The sequence below is a fragment of the Sphingorhabdus sp. EL138 genome, assembly GCF_945862485.1.
In the GTDB taxonomy this organism is placed as follows: domain Bacteria; phylum Pseudomonadota; class Alphaproteobacteria; order Sphingomonadales; family Sphingomonadaceae; genus Sphingorhabdus_B.
This window is the reverse complement of record NZ_CAMAYF010000010.1, coordinates 43,685-61,587: the sequence shown is the minus strand read 5'-3', so window position 1 is coordinate 61,587 and position 17,903 is coordinate 43,685. Positions and strand designations below refer to the sequence as shown.

Sequence of the window (17,903 nt, the reverse complement as noted above, 5' to 3'; positions counted from 1 at the left end):
AATTGGCGGAGAGATAGGGATTCGAACCCTAGGTACCGTCACCGGCACGCCGCATTTCGAGTGCGGTGCTTTCGACCACTCAGCCATCTCTCCGCAATTCATAGGGGCTGGTCATTGCCGTAAAAACAGCGCATCCCTATGGCAGAGCGGGGCCATTAACTGAAGTTTTTTGCTTTGCCAAGCCACAAGGTTGATTTGCACGTGAGAAGATATGATATTGTAGCCATGAATGATCAAATAGTTGCTCCCGATATTGTTGAAACGGCTTTTTCCATCGGAGATGTTGTGCGCCACCGCATATTTGATTTTCGCGGTGTCGTGTTCGACATTGACCCTGTTTTTGCGAATAGCGAAGAATGGTATCAGTCCATCCCAGAACAGGTGCGGCCGTCAAAAGAGCAGCCATTTTACCATCTGTTCGCCGAAAATGCCGAGAGCAGCTATATCGCTTATGTGAGCCAGCAGAATTTACTGCCCGACCATCAGCAAGGTCCAATCAACCACCCCGGCATTGATGCGGTTTTTGAAGGGTGGAATGGCGACCAATATCAATTGAAGCGGCTCATGCGTCAGTAAACCGCGAGGCATCGGCCCAGCGACGGCTGGTATCCCATCGCGCCTACAACCTAAGCATCAAGACGCGCGTGGCCCCAACCTTGGCTGGGGCCACATGTGGTGCATTCAGCCCCTTAGTGCTGCAAGGCTTTAACGATGTCTTCGCACATCTTCTTCGCATCAGCGAGAAGCATCATCGTTTGATCCATGTAGAATACGTCATTGTCGACGCCGGCATAGCCAACGCCGCCCATAGAACGCTTCACGAAGAACACGGTCTTTGCCTTGTCGACGTCAAACACGGGCATGCCGTAAATGGGTGAAGTCTTGTCGGTTTTCGCAGCGGGGTTCACAACATCATTGGCGCCAATGATGAAGGCGACATCGGCTTGTGCAAATTCGCTGTTGATATCCTCAAGCTCGAAAACTTCGTCATAAGGTACCGAGGCTTCAGCCAACAAAACGTTCATATGGCCGGGCATACGCCCCGCGACAGGGTGAATTGCGTATTTCACCGAAACGCCCTGCTTCTTCAAAACATCCGCCATTTCGCGCAATATGTGCTGCGCCTGCGCAACCGCCATACCGTAACCGGGCACAATGATGACACTTTCGGCCTGTTGCATCATATAAGCTGCATCTTCGGCAGAGCCGCGCTTCCATGGACGCTGTTCCTTCGCTTCGCCGCTGGAGACAGCAGCCTCCGCGCCAAAGCCACCTGCAATAACGCTAATGAAGCTGCGGTTCATGGCCTTGCACATGATGTAGGACAAAATCGCCCCCGACGAGCCGACCAATGCGCCGGTGATGATCATCGCCGTGTTATGCAAAGTGAAGCCCATGGCAGCGGCGGCCCAACCCGAATAGCTGTTCAGCATCGATACCACGACAGGCATATCCGCGCCGCCGATGGGTATGATGAGCAAGAAGCCAATGAGGAAAGCCAGCGCGGTAACAGTCCAGAAAATCCAGGGGCTTTGGTCAACGGTAAAGTAACCGATCAGGCCAAGGATCGCCGCCAAAGTGCCCAAGTTAATGACATGGCGCAGCGGCAAAAGGATGGGAGCGCCAGACATTTTGCCAGCCAGTTTGAGAAACGCGATAACGGAACCTGAGAAGGTGATTGCACCAATGGCGATGCCCAAGCCCATTTCCACGCGGCTGACGGGGTTAATCAGGCCATCTTCACCGACAATGCCAAAGGCACCCGGGTTCAAAAACGCGGCAGCGGCGACCAAAACGGCGGCCATACCTACCAACGAGTGGAATGCAGCGACAAGCTGCGGCATGTCGGTCATGGCAATCTTGCGGGCCGTGACCCAGCCAATACCGCCACCGATGGCTATTGCGCCCATAATTTCAGGCAGAGACGCGACATCATGTGTGACCAATGTCGTAACTACGGCAATCAACATGCCAGCCATGCCGAAGCGGTTGCCGCGTTGCGATGTGGCCGGCGACGATAGTCCGCGCAGCGCCAGAATGAAAAATACGCCCGAAATCAAATAAGCGAGCATAACCCATGCAGGAGGAGCCGTATGTTCCAACTTAACGCTCCTTTTTCTTATACATGGCGAGCATGCGGGCCGTTACGGCAAAGCCGCCGAAGATATTCACGCTGGCCAATGCCACGGCTATCAGGCCAAGCCATTTGGCGGTCAGTGAACCACCTGCCGCCGCCGCGATCAACGCGCCCACGATGATGACCGAAGAAATCGCGTTCGTCACTGCCATCAACGGCGTGTGCAACGCGGGGGTAACTGACCAGACGACATAATAGCCCACGAAACAGGCCATCACGAAGATGGATAAGATTGAAATAAAGTCCATTATGCCCCCTTACGCCAACAGGCGATCATTCACGACCTTGCCATCTTTGGTCAGGCGAATTGCTGCGGTAATTTCATCTTCATCCGGCAACACAGGCTTGCCGGCTTCCTTGTCCCAAAAGGCGGAGAGGAAGTTGAACAGATTGCGGGCATAGAGCGCCGATGCGTCCGCCGCCAAATGCGCTGGCGTGTTGCTGTAGCCGACGATTTTAACACCATGTTTGATGACGATTTCGTCTGCCTTCGAACCTTCAACATTGCCGCCTTGCGCAACGGCCAAGTCGAAAATGACGGAGCCCGGCTTCATACTCGCGATTTGCGCATCCGATACCAATCGCGGCGCTGGGCGGCCCGGGATCAACGCGGTTGTGATGACAATATCTTGCTTGGCGATATGCGCGGAGACCAACTCGGCTTGCGCAGCCTTATATTCATCCGACATTTCGGTCGCATATCCACCAGCGCCCTCGCCCTCAATCCCGGCGACATTCTCAACGAAAATCGCCTTTGCGCCCAAGGATTCAATTTGTTCCTTGGTGGCAGAGCGCACATCGGTTGCCGACACTTGCGCGCCCAAACGGCGCGCTGTGGCAATCGCTTGAAGCCCGGCAACGCCAACACCCATGATAAACGCTTTGGCCGCGCTCACTGTACCAGCAGCAGTCATCATCATCGGAAAGGCACGGCCATAGACCGATGCCGCCTCAATCACCGCTTTATAGCCGGACAGGTTCGACTGCGACGACAATATGTCCATCGACTGTGCACGCGTAATGCGCGGCATGAACTCCATCGCCAACGCTTCTACACCTGCCTTAGCATAGGCATCCACCCGAGCACGCTGCCCAAAGGGGTCGAGCCCGGCAACCAGCCAAGCGCCGGACTTCATGCCCTTCAAGGCCTTTGGATCCGGCCCTTGAACACCGAGAACAATGTCGGCATCTTTAAGGACCGAAGCTAAATTTCCGACCAAAGCGCCTGCGGTTTCATAGTCGCTATCGCCGATGGATGCCCCTGCACCTGCGTCATTTTCGACCGAAACCGTTGCGCCCAGCGCAATGAATTTCTTAACGGTTTCAGGGGACGCGGAAACGCGAGTTTCGCCTTGGGTGGTTTCCCGCAGGACAGCAATTTTTACCATTTAGGCCGCGCGACTTGCGATGATCAGAACAACAATAGCGGTGACAACCACCGACACTATTGTGCCCCATTTGAACAAGGCGATGAAACCCGCATAGGTTTCTTTTGCAGGTCCTAGGTCATGATCGTTTGCCAAAACAGCCTCCGTAGAAATTACATTACGGATCTGCCTTAACTGGTGATTTTCTAATGCTCAAGCGCGATGAACAAAGAAAATGTAACCGCGGCAAAATCGGTTCTTTATCTATTCGGCGTAGCAATGCGGCTCAGGGTCTTTCGCTACAGTTTTGGAGCCGCCAAGCTTCCTAGACGTTCTTACCCAATAAGGCCTGCGTGATCCAAAAACCGGCGAGCGACGCGGAGCCCGTTAAGAACGTGCCCCAAATAATGTCGAGGATGGTGACTTTCGTGCTCCACACTTTTAACGTGGCGTAGTTAGTCAGATCATAGGTCATGTAGCAGAAAAAGCCCATCAACGCGCCCCAGATGAGCGCAGTCTGCCACTTGCCAGTCAGTAACGCGGGCCCGACCGCAAAGATCATCGTACCCAGAATGTACAACAGATAGAAAATGATCGCCGGTCCCATTCGAAAACCGCCCTTCATGAGCAATTCGCCAATCTCTGGCTGATAGAGCCGCGTGTACATGGTCCGCAGCCAGACGCTATCGATGACCGCAAAAGCGATGCCGGTTGCGATGTAACCGACGATATATTTTACTAGCATTTCAAATTCCCCCTCATACACCGTGAAGTTGCCAAACGATGCAACCAGGGTCAAGCCAGACAAATAGCTGTAGACTAGCTCTGCAATGCCGCATCGCGAAGGCCACGCCATACTTGAATGGCCTGCACGGTTTCGGTAGCATCATGAACGCGTAAAATATGCGCGCCCTGCTCCAATGCTTTCATCGCGAGGAAGATCGACCCACCAAGGCGATCGGTTGCGCCTGCGTCATTCGCAAGCGCCGCGATCAATCTTTTGCGACTTGCGCCAAATAATAAGGCGCAACCCAATCCATGATAGATTGCCAGATTGTTGATGATCGCCAGATTATCAGCGAGTGTCTTTCCGAACCCGATACCCGGATCAACCAATATCATTTCACGCGACAACCCTGCAGCTTCGACCGCCGAAACCCGCTGTTCAAGCCAGTCGAACACATCGTACACAACATCATCATAAACGCCGTCTTTATGCGGGTCGCTGCTTTGGCTCGGGGCGTGCATCAGGACCACGGGAACATTGCTCTTGCGGGCGACTTCGACGGCGCGGTCTTCGTATAAAAGCGCGGATATGTCGTTAATCATCGTCGCGCCAGCCTGCAAAGCGCCCTCCATCACGGACGCCTTGCGCGTGTCGATGGAGATCGCGGCGCCCGCCTCAGCGAGCCGCCGGATCAGTGGCGCGACACGATTAAGCTCCTCGCTTTCCCCGATCAAAGCCGCACCGGGCCGCGTCGACTCTCCGCCAATGTCAATGATGGCCGCCCCCAAGGTCGTCATCGCGACAGCTGCTTCGGCCGCAATATCTATGTCTAAATTCTTGCCACCATCCGAAAAACTGTCTGGTGTCGCATTGATAATCGCCATGACCTGCGGTTGCTCAAGATTAACCGTACGCATGCCCATCTGCAGTGCAGCGCGGGGGGCCGTTATGCGTTCGAGCAGCAACGCGCAGCGTGCGCGCGCAGACTGCGGCAGTGCCGCCGCAAAGCCATCCCATTCGCGAACGGCGACCAACCGCCGCTGCGTCGATGCTGTGTCGCGTGTTATATATTCTATTTGCGAGAACCACAGCATGGTTCCTGCCAAACGCAAGCTCTCACCTTCGTGCCGCTGTGGGCTTTCGACAAAACCAGTCGGACGAAGATAGATTTTTGTCACGGCTCAGTTGCGAGCAAATAGGTTTGGCGCAAATCGTCAATTGGTTTCATCGCACCATCGGGCGCCGCATAATGCCAATAGGTCCACCCATTGCAGCTTGGCGCGTTTTGAATGCTAGAACCAACTTTGTGGATCGAACCATCCACGACACCGCACAAGATAGAACCGTCGGCGCGCACCGTCGCCTCAAACTGACGCTTGCGGTCGAATAGTTTCGTGCCGGGATTGAGATAACCAGCCTCGACCAATTGGCCAAAGGCGACCTTTGGCGCGGACTTGGGCGACTGCATGGTTTTGATAGCGCTTTCGTCCAGAGGCAATGCCGCTGCAATACGCTCCTCCGCGACTTCGCAATAGACGGCTTCACGCTCACAACCAATCCAGTCCCGGCCAAGACGCCGCGCAACTGCGCCTGTTGTTCCCGTTCCGAAAAACGGATCGAGCACCACGTCGCCAGGCTTCGTACAGGCCAGCAATATGCGATACAGCAATGCTTCAGGCTTTTGCGTGGGGTGCGCCTTCAAGCCATTGCGTTTCAGCCGCTCTTGCCCGCCACAAATCGGAATCAACCAATCGGAACGCATTTGAAGTTCGTCGTTCAACGTCTTCATCGCACGATAATTGAAGGTATATTTCGACTTCTCGCTTTTGGAAGCCCAAATCAGGGTTTCATGCGCATTGGTAAAGCGCGTACCTTTAAAATTAGGCATCGGGTTCGACTTACGCCAAACGATGTCGTTCAGGATCCAATAGCCTGCATCCTGCACCGCCGTGCCAACGCGGAAGATATTATGATAACTGCCAATCACCCATAAAGAGCCGTTCGGCTTCAATATGCGCCGCGCCTCCGCCAGCCATTCGCGGGTGAACTTGTCATAAATGGCAAAGCTTGCGAACTTATCCCACTCATCATCGACGGCATCAACTTTGCTATTGTCAGGCCGCAACAAATCACCGCCAAGTTGCAAATTATAGGGCGGATCGGCAAAGACCATGTCGATGGAGCAATCCGGCAAGGAGCGCATGGCCGCAATGCAGTCCATCCGCAAAATCTGATTACGCGGCAGGTCGTGTGCCGGTGCCAGCTTCGCTTTTGTTGCTGGTCTAATTTTCTCAATAACACCCATTGCCTGCTCCTTTTGGCGCGTACCAAATTGCGATGAGTCAGCGCGGCCCTTCGGTCAAGGCCATTGATGGCTCGGGATTCCCCAGATTAAAGAGCATGATGCCATCATATAGGCGGAACGAAACGAGTCCGGCACAATATGTGGAGTCTTGCGAATCTTCGCAGACTCAACCCCTAGTGGTGTTACCCGAAGGACTCACTGCCCAAAAAAAAGTTACAGCAAAAGCATTTGTGCGACTGGCGCGAAGCTTTTCCGGTGCAAAGGTGTCGGACCATGCGCCCGAAGTGCGGCCATATGGTCTGGCGTGCCATAGCCTTTGTTCTTTTCCCAACCATAATGCACATGCTGCTGCGCCGCTGCACACATCACCCGGTCCCGATGCTCTTTGGCGATAATCGAGGCTGCCGAAATACAAGGTTCTATGGCGTCACCACCTACTATCGCGCGTGCTGGCCAGCGCCATTCAGGACGGCGACCAGCGGGGGTCATATTGCCATCAACCAGCACTTCGAGGGGATCAGAACCAAGTTTTGCGCACAGGGCATCTACCGCCAGCGTCATAGCCAGCATTGTTGCGCCAAAAATGTTCAGGCGGTCAATATCCTCCACCTCGACAACGCCCACTGCCCATTGGCAACGGCGTTTGATCGTGACCTCCAGTTCCGCACGGCGCGCGGCGGTTAGTTTTTTGCTATCGTCCAGTCCAGATGGACGCGGCTTGGACAATAACACAGCCGCAGCAACCACTGGTCCCGCAAGCGGCCCACGGCCAGCCTCATCGACACCGAAAATCATATCCGCCAAGCAGGGTAACGCCTGTTTTCGCCTGCTTTATAAAGGCACACAATGTTGCCCGCAGGATCCAGCAAACGCGCCTCACGCCAGCCCCAGCTTTCATCCTGCGGCATCTGTTCAAAAGCAAAGCCTTGGCTGGCCAGCTCCGTTACCCACGCATCAAGGCGCTTACTTTCAAAATAAATTATCGTCGATGCCGCGACATCATCGCTTTGATGTATGGAAAAGGTGATACCATTGGGCGCTTCAAATCGCGCATAGCCGTTCAATGGGCTATCAACGATTAACGGAAGCCCAAGCGCCTTATAGAAGTCCAACGAGGCCGCATAATCGCGGCAAGCCACGGTTACATGATTAAGCGACGGGCCAGATACCATCGCGTCCTCCCGCACCGATGAATGTCCCATCGGGCCATGACCCTGCCCAAGTCCCGGCGCATCGCGCAAAGCCAGCCGCACGAACAGCCGCGCGCTTTCTATGGCAGGGACAAGTTCCATCCCCTGCCCAAGGCCAGTTGCGATAGCCGACGCCAATGTGCACCCTGTGCCATGCGTGCTGCGCGTGTGTATGCGCGCATCACTCCAGCGTTCGCTCTGCCCCGGCGCGAGAAGCAGTTCGTCAATTATTTCATCCCCGTCGGCATGCCCGCCCTTCAACAACAACGGAAACCTCCGTGCGAGCAAAGCATCCTTTCCGCCCAGAGCTTCCAACTCCGGCAGATTGGGCGTCGTCAGCGTGGCAAGTCGCATCAACCGCTCAAATGCGGATATGGTATCCGCATCCGCCAGCACGGCCCCGCTGGTGGCGACCATGACCGGATCGAATATAATCGGGCAAGACAGGTCCGAAAGACTGTCTGCCACCGCATGCGCGGTTTCCGCATTGCCAATCATCCCGATTTTGACAGCATCCACACCAATGTCGCTGACGACTGCGCTGATTTGGTCAATCACCATCTGCGTTGGAACCATGTGCACGGCATCGACGCCCAGCGTATTTTGCGCGGTAATCGCGGTCACCGCCGTCATGGCATGGCCACCCAGCATGGTTACCGTTTTGATATCTGCCTGAATCCCTGCGCCTCCGCCGCTGTCGGAACCAGCGATAATCAATATGCGGGCGGTCGCGCCTTTGGTCATTAGCCTGCGGCAATCCTGACCGCGTCGCAGATGCTGTCAACAAGACGCTCAACCTGCGCCGCGTCATCCCCTTCCGCCATCACGCGGATAACCGGCTCCGTTCCTGATGGGCGGATCACCAAGCGACCATTGCCCATCAGTTCGGCCTCGGCCTTTGCAATGACATCTTGAACATCTGGGTTATCAAGCGGCTTGCCGCCGGAAAAACGCACATTTTTGAGCAATTGCGGAACGGGATCGAACAAGTGTAGAACTTCACTCGCTGGCTTCCCGCTGGCGACTAGCTGGGTCAGCACCTGCAACGCGGCAATGGTACCATCGCCTGTCGTGGCGTGATCCAACATGATCATATGGCCCGATTGTTCCCCGCCTACATTGATGCCGTGCTTGCGCATTTCTTCAAGGACATAGCGGTCACCGACTTTCGCGCGAATGAGACGCAAATCCTGTGTTTCCAGATAGCGTTCAAGGCCCAAATTGGACATCACCGTCGCGACAATTCCCCCACCCGTCAACTGGCCACTGCGGTTCATGGCGCCACCAAGCAATGCCATAATCTGGTCGCCGTCTACGACGCAGCCATGTTCGTCCACGACGATCAAGCGATCCGCATCGCCATCAAGCGCAATGCCGATATCGGCGCCCGCGGCGACCACCGTTTCCTGCAATGTCACAACATGCGTTGATCCAACCTTGTGATTAATGTTCTTGCCATTGGGTTCAATGCCAATCGACGTTACTTTTGCGCCCAACTCCCAAATCGCGGTCGGCGCGACTTGATAGGCTGCACCATTGGCGCAATCGAGCACCACATGCAGACCGTCGAAACGGATATGTTCTGGCACGGATGCCTTTACCGCATGGATATAGCGGCCCCGGCTGTCTTCAATACGTCGCGCACGCCCAACATCAGCCGCGTCCGCCAATGCAAGTGGCATATCCAGCAACGCCTCAATCGCCAGTTCGTCCGCGTCCGATAGCTTAAAGCCATCGGGACCAAATAGCTTGATGCCATTATCCTCAAAAGGGTTGTGACTGGCAGAAATCATCACGCCCAGATCCGCGCGCATCGACCGTGTAAGCAAGGCGACAGCCGGCGTTGGAATCGGGCCAAATTGGACCACATCCATGCCAACGCTGGTAAAGCCAGCCACCAACGCGTTCTCAATCATATAGCCGGACAATCGCGTATCCTTGCCAATGACGACTCGATGCTTGTGTCCACCACGCAGGAAATGTGTGCCTGCGGCTTGGCCAACTTTCATCGCCATTTCCGGTGTCATGGCACCGACGTTGCTGCGTCCCCGGATGCCATCTGTTCCAAAATATTTGCGCGCCATGTGCGTCCCTGCCCTTATGCGGTCGTTATTTGATTTTTTCCTGCCGCTCAGGCTCTCCCTTGCATAGGGAGCGACGGGCTGGCAAGACCCGATGCTATGTCTAACGCTACACGTATTCTCCTCGCCCTCGTCCTTGGCCTTGCTCTTGGCATTTTCGCCGCCGCGATAGTCCCTGCCATTGGTACGCAAATTGCTTATTGGCTCGATATTGTCGGCTCCTTGTGGCTCAATGGCCTGCGGATGACCGTGGTGCCGTTGGTTGTGGCGCTGCTCATTACCGGTATCGTCAAAAGCGCCGAGGCTGCGCGCGCTGGCCCCATGGCTGCGCGAACCGTTACGTGGATTGTCGTTATGATGTGTCTTTCGGCGGCTATGGGGGCCCTGCTGACGCCGACATTGTTGTCGTTATGGCCAATGCCATCCGAAAGTGCGGCCGCATTACGTGCGGCGCTTACCGGCGCTCCAGCGGTGGCGGAGCAGCCTCCTTTGCGGGACTTTCTCGTGGCACTGGTGCCCACCAACCCCATTGCTTCAGCAGCCAATGATTCGATTCTGCCGCTTTTGATATTCACTTTAGTATTCGCTTTTGCAGTCACGCGTCTTGCGCAAGGCCCAAGGGCGCAAATGGCTGGATTTTTCAGCGCACTCGCTGACGCCATGGTCATTGTGATTGAGTGGGTTCTAAAACTCGCACCAATCGGCGTATTTGCCTTGGCCTTTGTTGTTGGCGCACGATCCGGTCTCGCAGCACTGGGCGCAGTGGCCCATTATATCGTCACAGTGTCCATCGTCGGCATTATTGTTGGCGGTTTTGCGTATCTGGTGGCGGTCTTTGCTGGCAAGGCGCGCTTTACTGATTACGCACGGCAGATCGCGCCAGTGCAGGCCTTTGCGGTATCAACCCAATCGTCGCTGGCCAGCTTGCCGCTGATGTTGAAAAAGGCAGAGGCGCTTGGTGTGCGTGAATCGACCGCAGGCTTGGTTCTGCCAATGGCCGTCGCTTTGTTGCGCGTCACTGGGCCTGCGATGAATTTGGCGGTTGCGCTGTATGTTGCCAACTGGTTTGGGGTGGAGCTCAGCGGCTTCGACTATGGCTTTGCAATCTTGATCGCTGCATTGACATCCATGGGCGCCGTGAGTCTGCCTGGCTCTGTCAGCTTCGTGACGTCCATCGCGCCTATCTGCTTGGCGCTTGGTATTCCGATTGAACCACTGGCGCTGTTGATTGCAGTCGAAACACTGCCCGATATCTTCCGCACCACAGGCAATGTGCAAATGGACGTTGCGCTGGCCACAGCCATAGAGGCATCTGAAAAGGACAAAGCTGATGCAATATCGTGAACTTGGCCACGGATTAAAGGTCTCCGCTCTGGGTGTGGGTTGTATGCCCATGATTAAGGGCGGCAACATCGTTTATGGTGAAGATGCGGACCCAGATGAGGCAATCAATACGATCCACCGCGCGATTGACCTTGGCATCAACTTTTTCGACACCGCGCAGATTTATGGCCCGTTCCAGAATGAGGAATTGGTTGGCCAAGCGATTAAGGGCAAACGCGACGGCCTCGTCATCGCCAGCAAATTCGGCTTTAAATTTGACGGCGGCAATATTGTGGGCGTCGACGGCTCTGCCATGAATGCCAAGACTGCGGTTGAAGGCACGTTAAAACGCCTCGGCATTGATTGCCTCGACCTATATTATCAGCATCGCGTCGATCCCAATATACCCATTGAAGAGACGGTCGGCGCGATGGCGGACCTGATCACCGAAGGCAAAATCAAGCATATCGGCCTGTCCGAAGCGGGACCAGACACGCTTCGCCGCGCCGCTGCTGTTGCGCCGATTTCTGCGTTGCAAAGCGAATATTCTTTGTGGGAACGGGATATTGAGGATGACATTCTGCCGACTTGCCGTGCATTAGGCATTGGGTTTGTCCCTTACTCGCCGCTCGGTCGCGGATTTCTAACAGGCGCTTTCCGTAGCCTGGATGAATTGCCCGATAATGACTGGCGGCGGCAGGACCCGCGCTTTCAGGGCGACAATTTCGCCGCCAACTTCGCGATTGTAGATGCACTGGGTGAGATTGCAGCGAAGCATGACGCGTCACACGCTCAAATCGCGCTGGCATGGATTTTAGCACAAGGCAGCGATATCGTCCCAATACCCGGTTTTAAACGCCGTGTGACGATGGAGGATAGCGCAAAGGCCAGCGATGTTTCGTTGGATACCGATGATCTTGCCAAGTTGGATGCCGCAGCCCCGCGCGGTAGCACGTCGGGTCCGCGTTATGGCGCGCAAGGCATGAAGATGGTTCGGCTTTAAAAGTCGAACCAGCGGAAGATGCCAGCGCCGCCCACGCCCCAAAAAGGGTGCGCCCATGTGGCGATGGTCCATATCAAAATGCCGGCGCCCCATGGACCGATGCCCACACGCAACAAGGCCGCAGGGCGAAAAAAGAAATGCGTCCGGCGCAGCCACTTTGCCCACTGACCGCCCATCATGTTGCGCTTCTTGATTTCTTGCGCCTTGGACCCAACCAAGGCCAAGAAGACAATGCTTCCTGAGAAGATGAAATTGTCGATGCGCGGTGCAACCAGAATATGCCCCACGCCCCACAAAGCAAAGCCCCACATCATGGGATGCCGAGTCGCCTTAAAAACCCCAGATGGCGTTTGCGCGGCCAGTGCGTCAGGCACGCCGGGGAGCGAAGGGTTGCGGATGAACGAACCTGCAAACAGCACCGCAGCCACCAGCGTAAGCGCGCTCGCGGCTATCCAAACGACGTCCCCTGCGGGCCAAAGAGCATCGGTCTTGGGTGCATGCCCGAACGCGATAATCATCCACACAAATGTAATGAGTGATATGGCCGAATAGACAGCCATAAAGCCATTAGACCCGAACCGACTGACCAAGGGTGCGCGTAACGGATGCGACATCAGAAAATGGCTACCGACGAACGACAGGCTCGCCGCAACCAATGCTAGATAATCGCCCACAACGCCACCTCCTGCTCATGCAACATCCCGTTGTTATAGCATCATTTTATTAACGGTCATATGCCTTTGGTAAATCCCCTTCTGTGGGACGCGCATATCGGTCACGCAGGCGATTCTGACGATTGGTGAGCGGTTGCTCGATACCGTCGATGATGACCGTAATGGCTGCACTCGAAAGCTCAAGCGGGTCACCATCCCAGACCACGACATCCGCAGCACGACCTGCTTTCAAGCTACCAAGACGGTCGCCGACGCCCATGATTTCGGCAGGAACCGAACTGATCGCGGCAAAAGCCTCGTCCCAGGTCAGACCCGTTGCACCGGGCACATATTGAAGGCTCACAATATTGCCCGCATATTGCGTAGTGTAGCGCAATTGGTGCGAATCCCGATCATCGATCATACCAATGGCAACTTGAACACCGGCGTCCTTCATGCGGCCAATATTACTTTGCGTAGCGCCCAGCATTTCAAATGTTGCAGGCAAATCATTGAGTGCGGACGCAATGACGGGAATGCCCGCCTGTACGAGTTCGCGAGCGACCCGCCAACCTTCGCTCACACCCACAAACACCATTTTAATCGTGGGAAATTCGCGTTTTAACTCCATAAGCCGAAGCATGTCATTTGCGCCTTCCACATGGATGAGCAAACGGGTTTCACCTTTAAGGACGGACAGCAAAGCCTTAGCGTCCTCAGCCTTCAACAAATCGTCATCAAATGTACCACGTCCAGCGGCATAATCTTGGGCCTCGCGCAGCATCGCGCGGAAGTGCAGATGCGTTCCCGCACGGCTTCCTCCTGCAGATGCGGCGCCCTCTTCACCGAACTCGGCAAATTGGAAAGCGCGGGCTTTGGTGACCGGATTACTATCTGCGCCAAGATCCGCGATTGCGCCCTGACCTGCAAAGATACTGTCCGCAGCCTGTGGTGCAACCACAGCACGGGTCACACCTGACGAACGGTTTACAGCAAAAGGCGACCGAAACGGATCAATGGCAGGCGCTACGTCTATCGCGGCAGAAAACCCACTTCGACCACCGCTCTTGTCATTGGTGCCATTGACCGCGTCCACTTCGGCTAAGCCAAGCCGGGAGAAACCGGCAAATACACCTGGTGTTACCCATTTGCCCGCAGCGTCAATCTGACGTGCGCCCGATGGTATGGCAACAGTTGCGCCAGCGGCAACGATTTTGCCGTCACGGATAACCACAGTGCCACCTTCGATAGGCGCACTGCCGTCCCCGAGGACGACACGGCCACCCGTAATGGCGATGGTTTCGGCGGCAACAGGTGTTGCAAAGGCTGCCATAGCAGCGGCGGCATAGAGGAAATGCCTCATTTTACATCTCCTTCACCTGGTTGGCCGAGTTCAAAATCGCTGACCGGACGTATTTTGGGGTTGCTTGAGTCAAACATCAAAGCGCCATCGATCCATACCTTGTCTGGACGGGCGTAGACGCTCAACGGATTGCCGTTCCACAGCACGACATCGGCCATTTTGCCAGCTTTCAAGCTGCCTGTTTTGTCCGATATGCCTAACGCCTTGGCAGGATTATAGGTCAGCCATTTGATGACTTCGGCATCGCTGATGTTGAAACCCATGCGGCGGCCATCGGCTTGCGCCTTTGCCGCTTCTTGATTCAAACGCTGGATCTGATTTTCGTCATCGGAATGGATGATAACGCAAGCACCTGTATTGTGCAGAATTGCAGCGTTTTCAGGAATGGCGTCATACGCCTCCATCTTAAAGCCCCACCAATCGGCCCAGACGGCGGAACATACTCCATTGTCGCGCAGTAGGTCGGCGATTTTGTAGCTTTCTACCGCATGGTGGAATGTCGATACCTTATAGACAAATTCCTTGGCCATATCGAGGACGAGCGCCATTTCGTCTGCGCGATAGCAGTGATTCTGGATCGAGATGTCACCATCCAGCACGCCAGCCAATGTTTCCATGCCAATGTCGCGGGTATATTCTTTGCCGCTGTCGCGCTTTTTCTTATACTCCTGCGCCTTGATCCATGTCTGCCGGTTCACGGCGATGTTACCCATGCGCGTTGAGGGCATCCTGCCCTTGCTTCCGTAGACGCGCTTCGGGTTTTCTCCGCAGGCCATTTTCATGCCATAAGGTGCGTCAGGGAATTTCATGCCCTGTACAGTGCGGGCATAAACGTTTTTCAGGACAACCGACCGGCCGCCCATGAGGTTCGCCGAACCCGGCAATACCTGCAGCGCCGTCACGCCGCCATTGGCGAGCGCACGGCTGAACCCTGGGTCTTGCGGCCATACGCTATGTTCGGCCCACACTTCGGGTGTTGTTGGCGATGTGGCTTCGTTGCCGTCGCTATGCGCCTCAACTGATGGTGTGGGATAGTCACCCAAATGGGAGTGAATATCGATGATGCCAGGCGTTACAAATTTCCCGGTACCGTCGACAACATTCACGCCCGCTGGAATGATCGTATCTGGACCGCCAACGCTGCTAATCTTGCCGCCGGTCATAAACACCACACCATTGTCGATCTTGCCGCCTTCGCCGTCATATACGGTTACGTTACGAATGGCCGTCGCGACACCAGGATAGGCCTTATATGTTGACGGAAACGGCACGGGTGCCTTTTCCGCTGGCTTCACCGCGGGGATTTCGGAAACGGTCTTTGGACCTTCGGCGTTGGAACACGCCATCAAGGCCAGTGGAGCGGCCAGGATCGACCAGCGCAAATTGCTCTTCATATGCTTATGCTGCCTTTTCTTCTGCAGTGTCTTCGTCCTTAAGTGTGTCAAGGTGCATCAGGCGCTTCACCAGAGGTGATACCAGAAGCACGACCACGCCGATGGCAATGGTGATGTAGCCGATCTGTTCATAGACGTTGATCAGGCCCTCACGGGTCATTGCGCCATCATGACCGCCTGTTGCGGCACCGATGATGCCCGCAAGGAAGTTGCCACCCGCAGTGGCGAAGAACCAAGCCCCCATGATCAGCGATGCCATGGTCGCCGGCGCAAGCCGGTTCATCGCCGACAGCCCGACTGGCGAGAGGCAAAGCTCTGCAGTTGTGGCAAACAGATAAAAGGCGAAGATGAACAACACCGGCACCAGCGTATCGGAACCAACGCTGTTCGCTCCCCAGACCAGAACGAGGTTGGCAAAGCCAATCTGCGCCAGCGCGATACCGAATTTGGCAGGGGTCGAAGGCTCCAGTCCACGTCGGCCGAGCCACACCCAAAGGCCGGCAAAAATGGGACCCAGCAGGATGATGTAGATAGGGTTGATCGACTGGAAGATCGACGCCGGCACACCCTGACGATCAACAAAGCGATCGGTGAACAGGTTCATGCTACCACCGGCCTGCTCAAACAACGCCCAAAACAGGGGCTGCAACGCCAAAAGAAAGAGTATGGCATAGATGCGGTGGCGCGCCTCTACATCTAGCTTGAACGACTGCAGCAGCACATAGCCAAGCAACAGCACACCAAGGCCAAGCAGCAACCAGCCATAAAAGCCCTGATACTGAATCAGCAGCCAGATACCGGCAACAGCAGCAAGGCCGACGCCGTAAATGCCATATTCGGTCAACTTGGTCATGGGCGCTGGCGCTTCGCCGCGGCCCATGAGCAAAGGCTTTCCGAACACGAAGACGATCAGGCCGAGCAACATGCCGAGGCCAGCTGCGCCAAAGCCATAGGACCAGCCATAGGTTTCACCAAGATAACCGGCAAAGATCGTACCAATCGCGGCACCCACGTTAATGCCCATATAAAAGATAGTATAGGCCCCGTCACGACGCACATCGGTGCGCGGATAGAGTTGGCCGACAATCACGGAAATATTAGCCTTCAGGAAGCCCGAGCCAACAATGATGAAAGCCAACGCCAACCAGAATATGTTGATCGCGGGATCCGCCTGTTTCACCAACGGGTCGGTAACGCCCGCCAAACCTTCAAATGCCATCAAGACATGGCCAAAGGTGAGCAGGACCGCACCGAATGCCACTGCCTTACGCTGGCCTAGATATCGGTCAGCAAGCCACCCGCCGAGAACCGGCGTGATGTACACAAGGCTGGTATAGGCGCCATAGATCAGGTTCGATTGACCGTCAGAAAAGAGCCAGTGCTTCGTCAGGTAAAGGATAAGTAGCGCGCGCATCCCATAATAAGAAAAGCGCTCCCACATCTCTGCAAAAAAGAGAACGTATAGACCGCGCGGGTGGCCGGCAAATTCAGGCTCCTTGCGTGTCGCGATATATGCCCCGCCGAGCAGGAAGAAAGCCAGAACTGCAGCCGCGATCGCTGTAATCCAATCCTGCTCCTGCCAAAGCGCAATGTCTTTCAGACCCATGTGCAATCCCCTCGATAATCTTTAAATAGTCGGTCTTCGCCGCCTGTTTCTCTGTTGCGTCATCTAACTGAAAAATCGGGTCTGTGAAGAATTTTGTTGCGCTTGTTGCTGCTTTTCGACGAACAGCAGGGTCATGTTCAACGATCTTTCCTTTGTCACCGCCTATCTAGAAACGCGCCGTTCCGGCAAGCCACGCGATATGATTGCGCCTGGCCCCGACGCCGCGAAGCTCGACCTGATCCTAAAAACTGCCATGCGCACACCCGACCATGGAAAGTTATTCCCCTGGCGATTTGTCGAGATTACCGATCGCACCGCCTTTGCTGAGTTGTTGAAAAAGGCGTTCTGCACCGCCAACCCGGATGCCCGCCCAGTGCAAATAGAAGCGGCGATTGCCCCAGCGCATATGGCCCCGACTCTCATCTTACTGCTGTTTGCACCTCAACAAAGCTTGAAAATTCCGCTGTGGGAGCAGGAGATGAGCGTGGGCGCGGTTGGTATGAATTTACTACACGCGGCGCATGCCCACGGCTTTGTCGGTAGCTGGATCACAGGCTGGGCAAGTTATGATTCGATTGTGCAAGCCGCCATTTGTAATGGCGAGGAGCGGATAGCGGGTCTTTTCTTCATCGGCACCCCAGCGCTGGACTTGGAAGAGCGCCCCCGCCCTGCGCCAAGCGACATCATCCGCAAATGGCCCTGACTACATAGTATCACCCATGCTTGACGCGCCCTACTGTATTATGGCAGTAAG

The 17,903-nt window shown here is 55.3% G+C and carries 18 protein-coding genes and 1 tRNA gene; 4 read left to right on the top strand and 15 right to left on the bottom strand.

Annotated elements, in window-relative coordinates; genetic code table 11:
- Positions 1 to 3 precede the first annotated feature (3 nt).
- Positions 4 to 93: transfer RNA gene (locus Q0O33_RS06230), tRNA-Ser, on the bottom strand.
- A 132-nt stretch (positions 94 to 225) separates the two neighbouring features.
- On the opposite strand from Q0O33_RS06230, the gene hspQ reads away from it, so the two are divergent.
- Positions 226 to 576 (top strand): heat shock protein HspQ, encoded by a 351-nt coding sequence (gene hspQ, locus Q0O33_RS06225; RefSeq protein ID WP_295497374.1) that lies wholly within the window; start codon positions 226 to 228, stop codon positions 574 to 576.
- Between the two features lie 113 nt (positions 577 to 689).
- On the opposite strand, the gene Q0O33_RS06220 is transcribed toward hspQ, so the two are convergent.
- The 10 genes from Q0O33_RS06220 to glmM form a co-directional block, all read right to left on the bottom strand.
- Complete coding sequence (locus Q0O33_RS06220) at positions 690 to 2,072, bottom strand: NAD(P)(+) transhydrogenase (Re/Si-specific) subunit beta (RefSeq protein ID WP_295497383.1); 1,383 nt, start codon at positions 2,070 to 2,072, stop codon at positions 690 to 692.
- Positions 2,073 to 2,103: 31 nt separating this feature from the next.
- Entirely contained in the window at positions 2,104 to 2,385 is a 282-nt protein-coding gene (locus Q0O33_RS06215; protein WP_295497372.1) for an NAD(P) transhydrogenase subunit alpha, read from the bottom strand.
- Positions 2,386 to 2,394: 9 nt separating this feature from the next.
- The gene (locus tag Q0O33_RS06210; protein WP_295497371.1) at positions 2,395 to 3,525 is read right to left on the bottom strand and encodes a Re/Si-specific NAD(P)(+) transhydrogenase subunit alpha; all 1,131 of its coding nucleotides are present in this window, start codon (positions 3,523 to 3,525) and stop codon (positions 2,395 to 2,397) included.
- Positions 3,526 to 3,660, bottom strand: a complete 135-nt coding sequence (locus tag Q0O33_RS06205) for an aa3-type cytochrome c oxidase subunit IV (RefSeq protein ID WP_295497369.1) — start codon at positions 3,658 to 3,660, stop codon at positions 3,526 to 3,528.
- Positions 3,661 to 3,829: 169 nt separating this feature from the next.
- Positions 3,830 to 4,249 (bottom strand): DUF2177 family protein, encoded by a 420-nt coding sequence (locus Q0O33_RS06200; RefSeq protein WP_295497367.1) that lies wholly within the window; start codon positions 4,247 to 4,249, stop codon positions 3,830 to 3,832.
- 74 nt (positions 4,250 to 4,323) lie between these two features.
- The gene (gene folP, locus Q0O33_RS06195) at positions 4,324 to 5,409 is read right to left on the bottom strand and encodes a dihydropteroate synthase (protein WP_295497365.1); all 1,086 of its coding nucleotides are present in this window, start codon (positions 5,407 to 5,409) and stop codon (positions 4,324 to 4,326) included.
- Positions 5,406 to 6,536, bottom strand: a complete 1,131-nt coding sequence (locus Q0O33_RS06190; protein WP_295497363.1) for a DNA methyltransferase — start codon at positions 6,534 to 6,536, stop codon at positions 5,406 to 5,408. Before Q0O33_RS06190 ends, folP begins: the two co-directional genes overlap by 4 nt.
- A gap of 213 nt (positions 6,537 to 6,749) precedes the next feature.
- The gene (locus tag Q0O33_RS06185; RefSeq protein ID WP_295497381.1) at positions 6,750 to 7,331 is read right to left on the bottom strand and encodes a ribonuclease HII; all 582 of its coding nucleotides are present in this window, start codon (positions 7,329 to 7,331) and stop codon (positions 6,750 to 6,752) included.
- Positions 7,328 to 8,470 (bottom strand): bifunctional hydroxymethylpyrimidine kinase/phosphomethylpyrimidine kinase, encoded by a 1,143-nt coding sequence (gene thiD / locus Q0O33_RS06180; RefSeq protein ID WP_295497361.1) that lies wholly within the window; start codon positions 8,468 to 8,470, stop codon positions 7,328 to 7,330. Before thiD ends, Q0O33_RS06185 begins: the two co-directional genes overlap by 4 nt.
- Positions 8,470 to 9,810: a phosphoglucosamine mutase gene (gene glmM, locus Q0O33_RS06175; RefSeq protein ID WP_295497359.1), complete on the bottom strand. Its 1,341-nt coding sequence runs from the start codon at positions 9,808 to 9,810 to the stop codon at positions 8,470 to 8,472. Before glmM ends, thiD begins: the two co-directional genes overlap by 1 nt.
- Before the next feature lie 96 nt (positions 9,811 to 9,906).
- On the opposite strand from glmM, the gene Q0O33_RS06170 reads away from it, so the two are divergent.
- Entirely contained in the window at positions 9,907 to 11,151 is a 1,245-nt protein-coding gene (locus tag Q0O33_RS06170; protein ID WP_295497356.1) for a dicarboxylate/amino acid:cation symporter, read from the top strand.
- Positions 11,138 to 12,133, top strand: a complete 996-nt coding sequence (locus tag Q0O33_RS06165; RefSeq protein ID WP_295497355.1) for an aldo/keto reductase — start codon at positions 11,138 to 11,140, stop codon at positions 12,131 to 12,133. Before Q0O33_RS06170 ends, Q0O33_RS06165 begins: the two co-directional genes overlap by 14 nt.
- Here the strand turns inward: Q0O33_RS06165 and Q0O33_RS06160 are convergent.
- From Q0O33_RS06160 to Q0O33_RS06145, 4 genes are read right to left on the bottom strand one after another with little or no spacing between them, the layout of a single operon-like run.
- Positions 12,130 to 12,807: an NnrU family protein gene (locus Q0O33_RS06160; protein WP_295497353.1), complete on the bottom strand. Its 678-nt coding sequence runs from the start codon at positions 12,805 to 12,807 to the stop codon at positions 12,130 to 12,132. The genes Q0O33_RS06165 and Q0O33_RS06160 overlap by 4 nt on opposite strands.
- 49 nt (positions 12,808 to 12,856) lie before the next feature.
- Positions 12,857 to 14,149, bottom strand: coding sequence for an amidohydrolase family protein (locus tag Q0O33_RS06155; RefSeq protein ID WP_295497351.1), 1,293 nt, complete (start codon positions 14,147 to 14,149; stop codon positions 12,857 to 12,859).
- Positions 14,146 to 15,543 carry an amidohydrolase gene (locus Q0O33_RS06150; protein ID WP_295497349.1) on the bottom strand — a complete coding sequence of 466 codons (1,398 nt, stop codon included), beginning with the start codon at positions 15,541 to 15,543 and terminating at the stop codon, positions 14,146 to 14,148. The genes Q0O33_RS06155 and Q0O33_RS06150 overlap by 4 nt, the downstream gene beginning before the upstream one ends.
- Positions 15,544 to 15,547: 4 nt before the next feature.
- Positions 15,548 to 17,143: a peptide MFS transporter gene (locus tag Q0O33_RS06145; protein ID WP_295497378.1), complete on the bottom strand. Its 1,596-nt coding sequence runs from the start codon at positions 17,141 to 17,143 to the stop codon at positions 15,548 to 15,550.
- A 139-nt stretch (positions 17,144 to 17,282) separates the two neighbouring features.
- On the opposite strand from Q0O33_RS06145, the gene Q0O33_RS06140 reads away from it, so the two are divergent.
- Positions 17,283 to 17,852 (top strand): nitroreductase, encoded by a 570-nt coding sequence (locus Q0O33_RS06140; protein ID WP_295497347.1) that lies wholly within the window; start codon positions 17,283 to 17,285, stop codon positions 17,850 to 17,852.
- The last annotated feature ends 51 nt before the right edge of the window (positions 17,853 to 17,903 follow it).

Coding starts and splice junctions, on each gene's coding strand:
- hspQ (WP_295497374.1), top strand. CDS start 226: ATGAATGATCAAATAGTTGCTCCCGATATTGTTGAAACGGCTTTTTCC.
- Q0O33_RS06220 (WP_295497383.1), bottom strand. CDS start 2,072: ATGCTCGCTTATTTGATTTCGGGCGTATTTTTCATTCTGGCGCTGCGC.
- Q0O33_RS06215 (WP_295497372.1), bottom strand. CDS start 2,385: ATGGACTTTATTTCAATCTTATCCATCTTCGTGATGGCCTGTTTCGTG.
- Q0O33_RS06210 (WP_295497371.1), bottom strand. CDS start 3,525: ATGGTAAAAATTGCTGTCCTGCGGGAAACCACCCAAGGCGAAACTCGC.
- Q0O33_RS06200 (WP_295497367.1), bottom strand. CDS start 4,249: ATGCTAGTAAAATATATCGTCGGTTACATCGCAACCGGCATCGCTTTT.
- Q0O33_RS06190 (WP_295497363.1), bottom strand. CDS start 6,536: ATGGGTGTTATTGAGAAAATTAGACCAGCAACAAAAGCGAAGCTGGCA.
- Q0O33_RS06185 (WP_295497381.1), bottom strand. CDS start 7,331: ATGATTTTCGGTGTCGATGAGGCTGGCCGTGGGCCGCTTGCGGGACCA.
- thiD (WP_295497361.1), bottom strand. CDS start 8,470: ATGACCAAAGGCGCGACCGCCCGCATATTGATTATCGCTGGTTCCGAC.
- glmM (WP_295497359.1), bottom strand. CDS start 9,810: ATGGCGCGCAAATATTTTGGAACAGATGGCATCCGGGGACGCAGCAAC.
- Q0O33_RS06170 (WP_295497356.1), top strand. CDS start 9,907: ATGTCTAACGCTACACGTATTCTCCTCGCCCTCGTCCTTGGCCTTGCT.
- Q0O33_RS06165 (WP_295497355.1), top strand. CDS start 11,138: ATGCAATATCGTGAACTTGGCCACGGATTAAAGGTCTCCGCTCTGGGT.
- Q0O33_RS06155 (WP_295497351.1), bottom strand. CDS start 14,149: ATGAGGCATTTCCTCTATGCCGCCGCTGCTATGGCAGCCTTTGCAACA.
- Q0O33_RS06150 (WP_295497349.1), bottom strand. CDS start 15,543: ATGAAGAGCAATTTGCGCTGGTCGATCCTGGCCGCTCCACTGGCCTTG.
- Q0O33_RS06140 (WP_295497347.1), top strand. CDS start 17,283: ATGTTCAACGATCTTTCCTTTGTCACCGCCTATCTAGAAACGCGCCGT.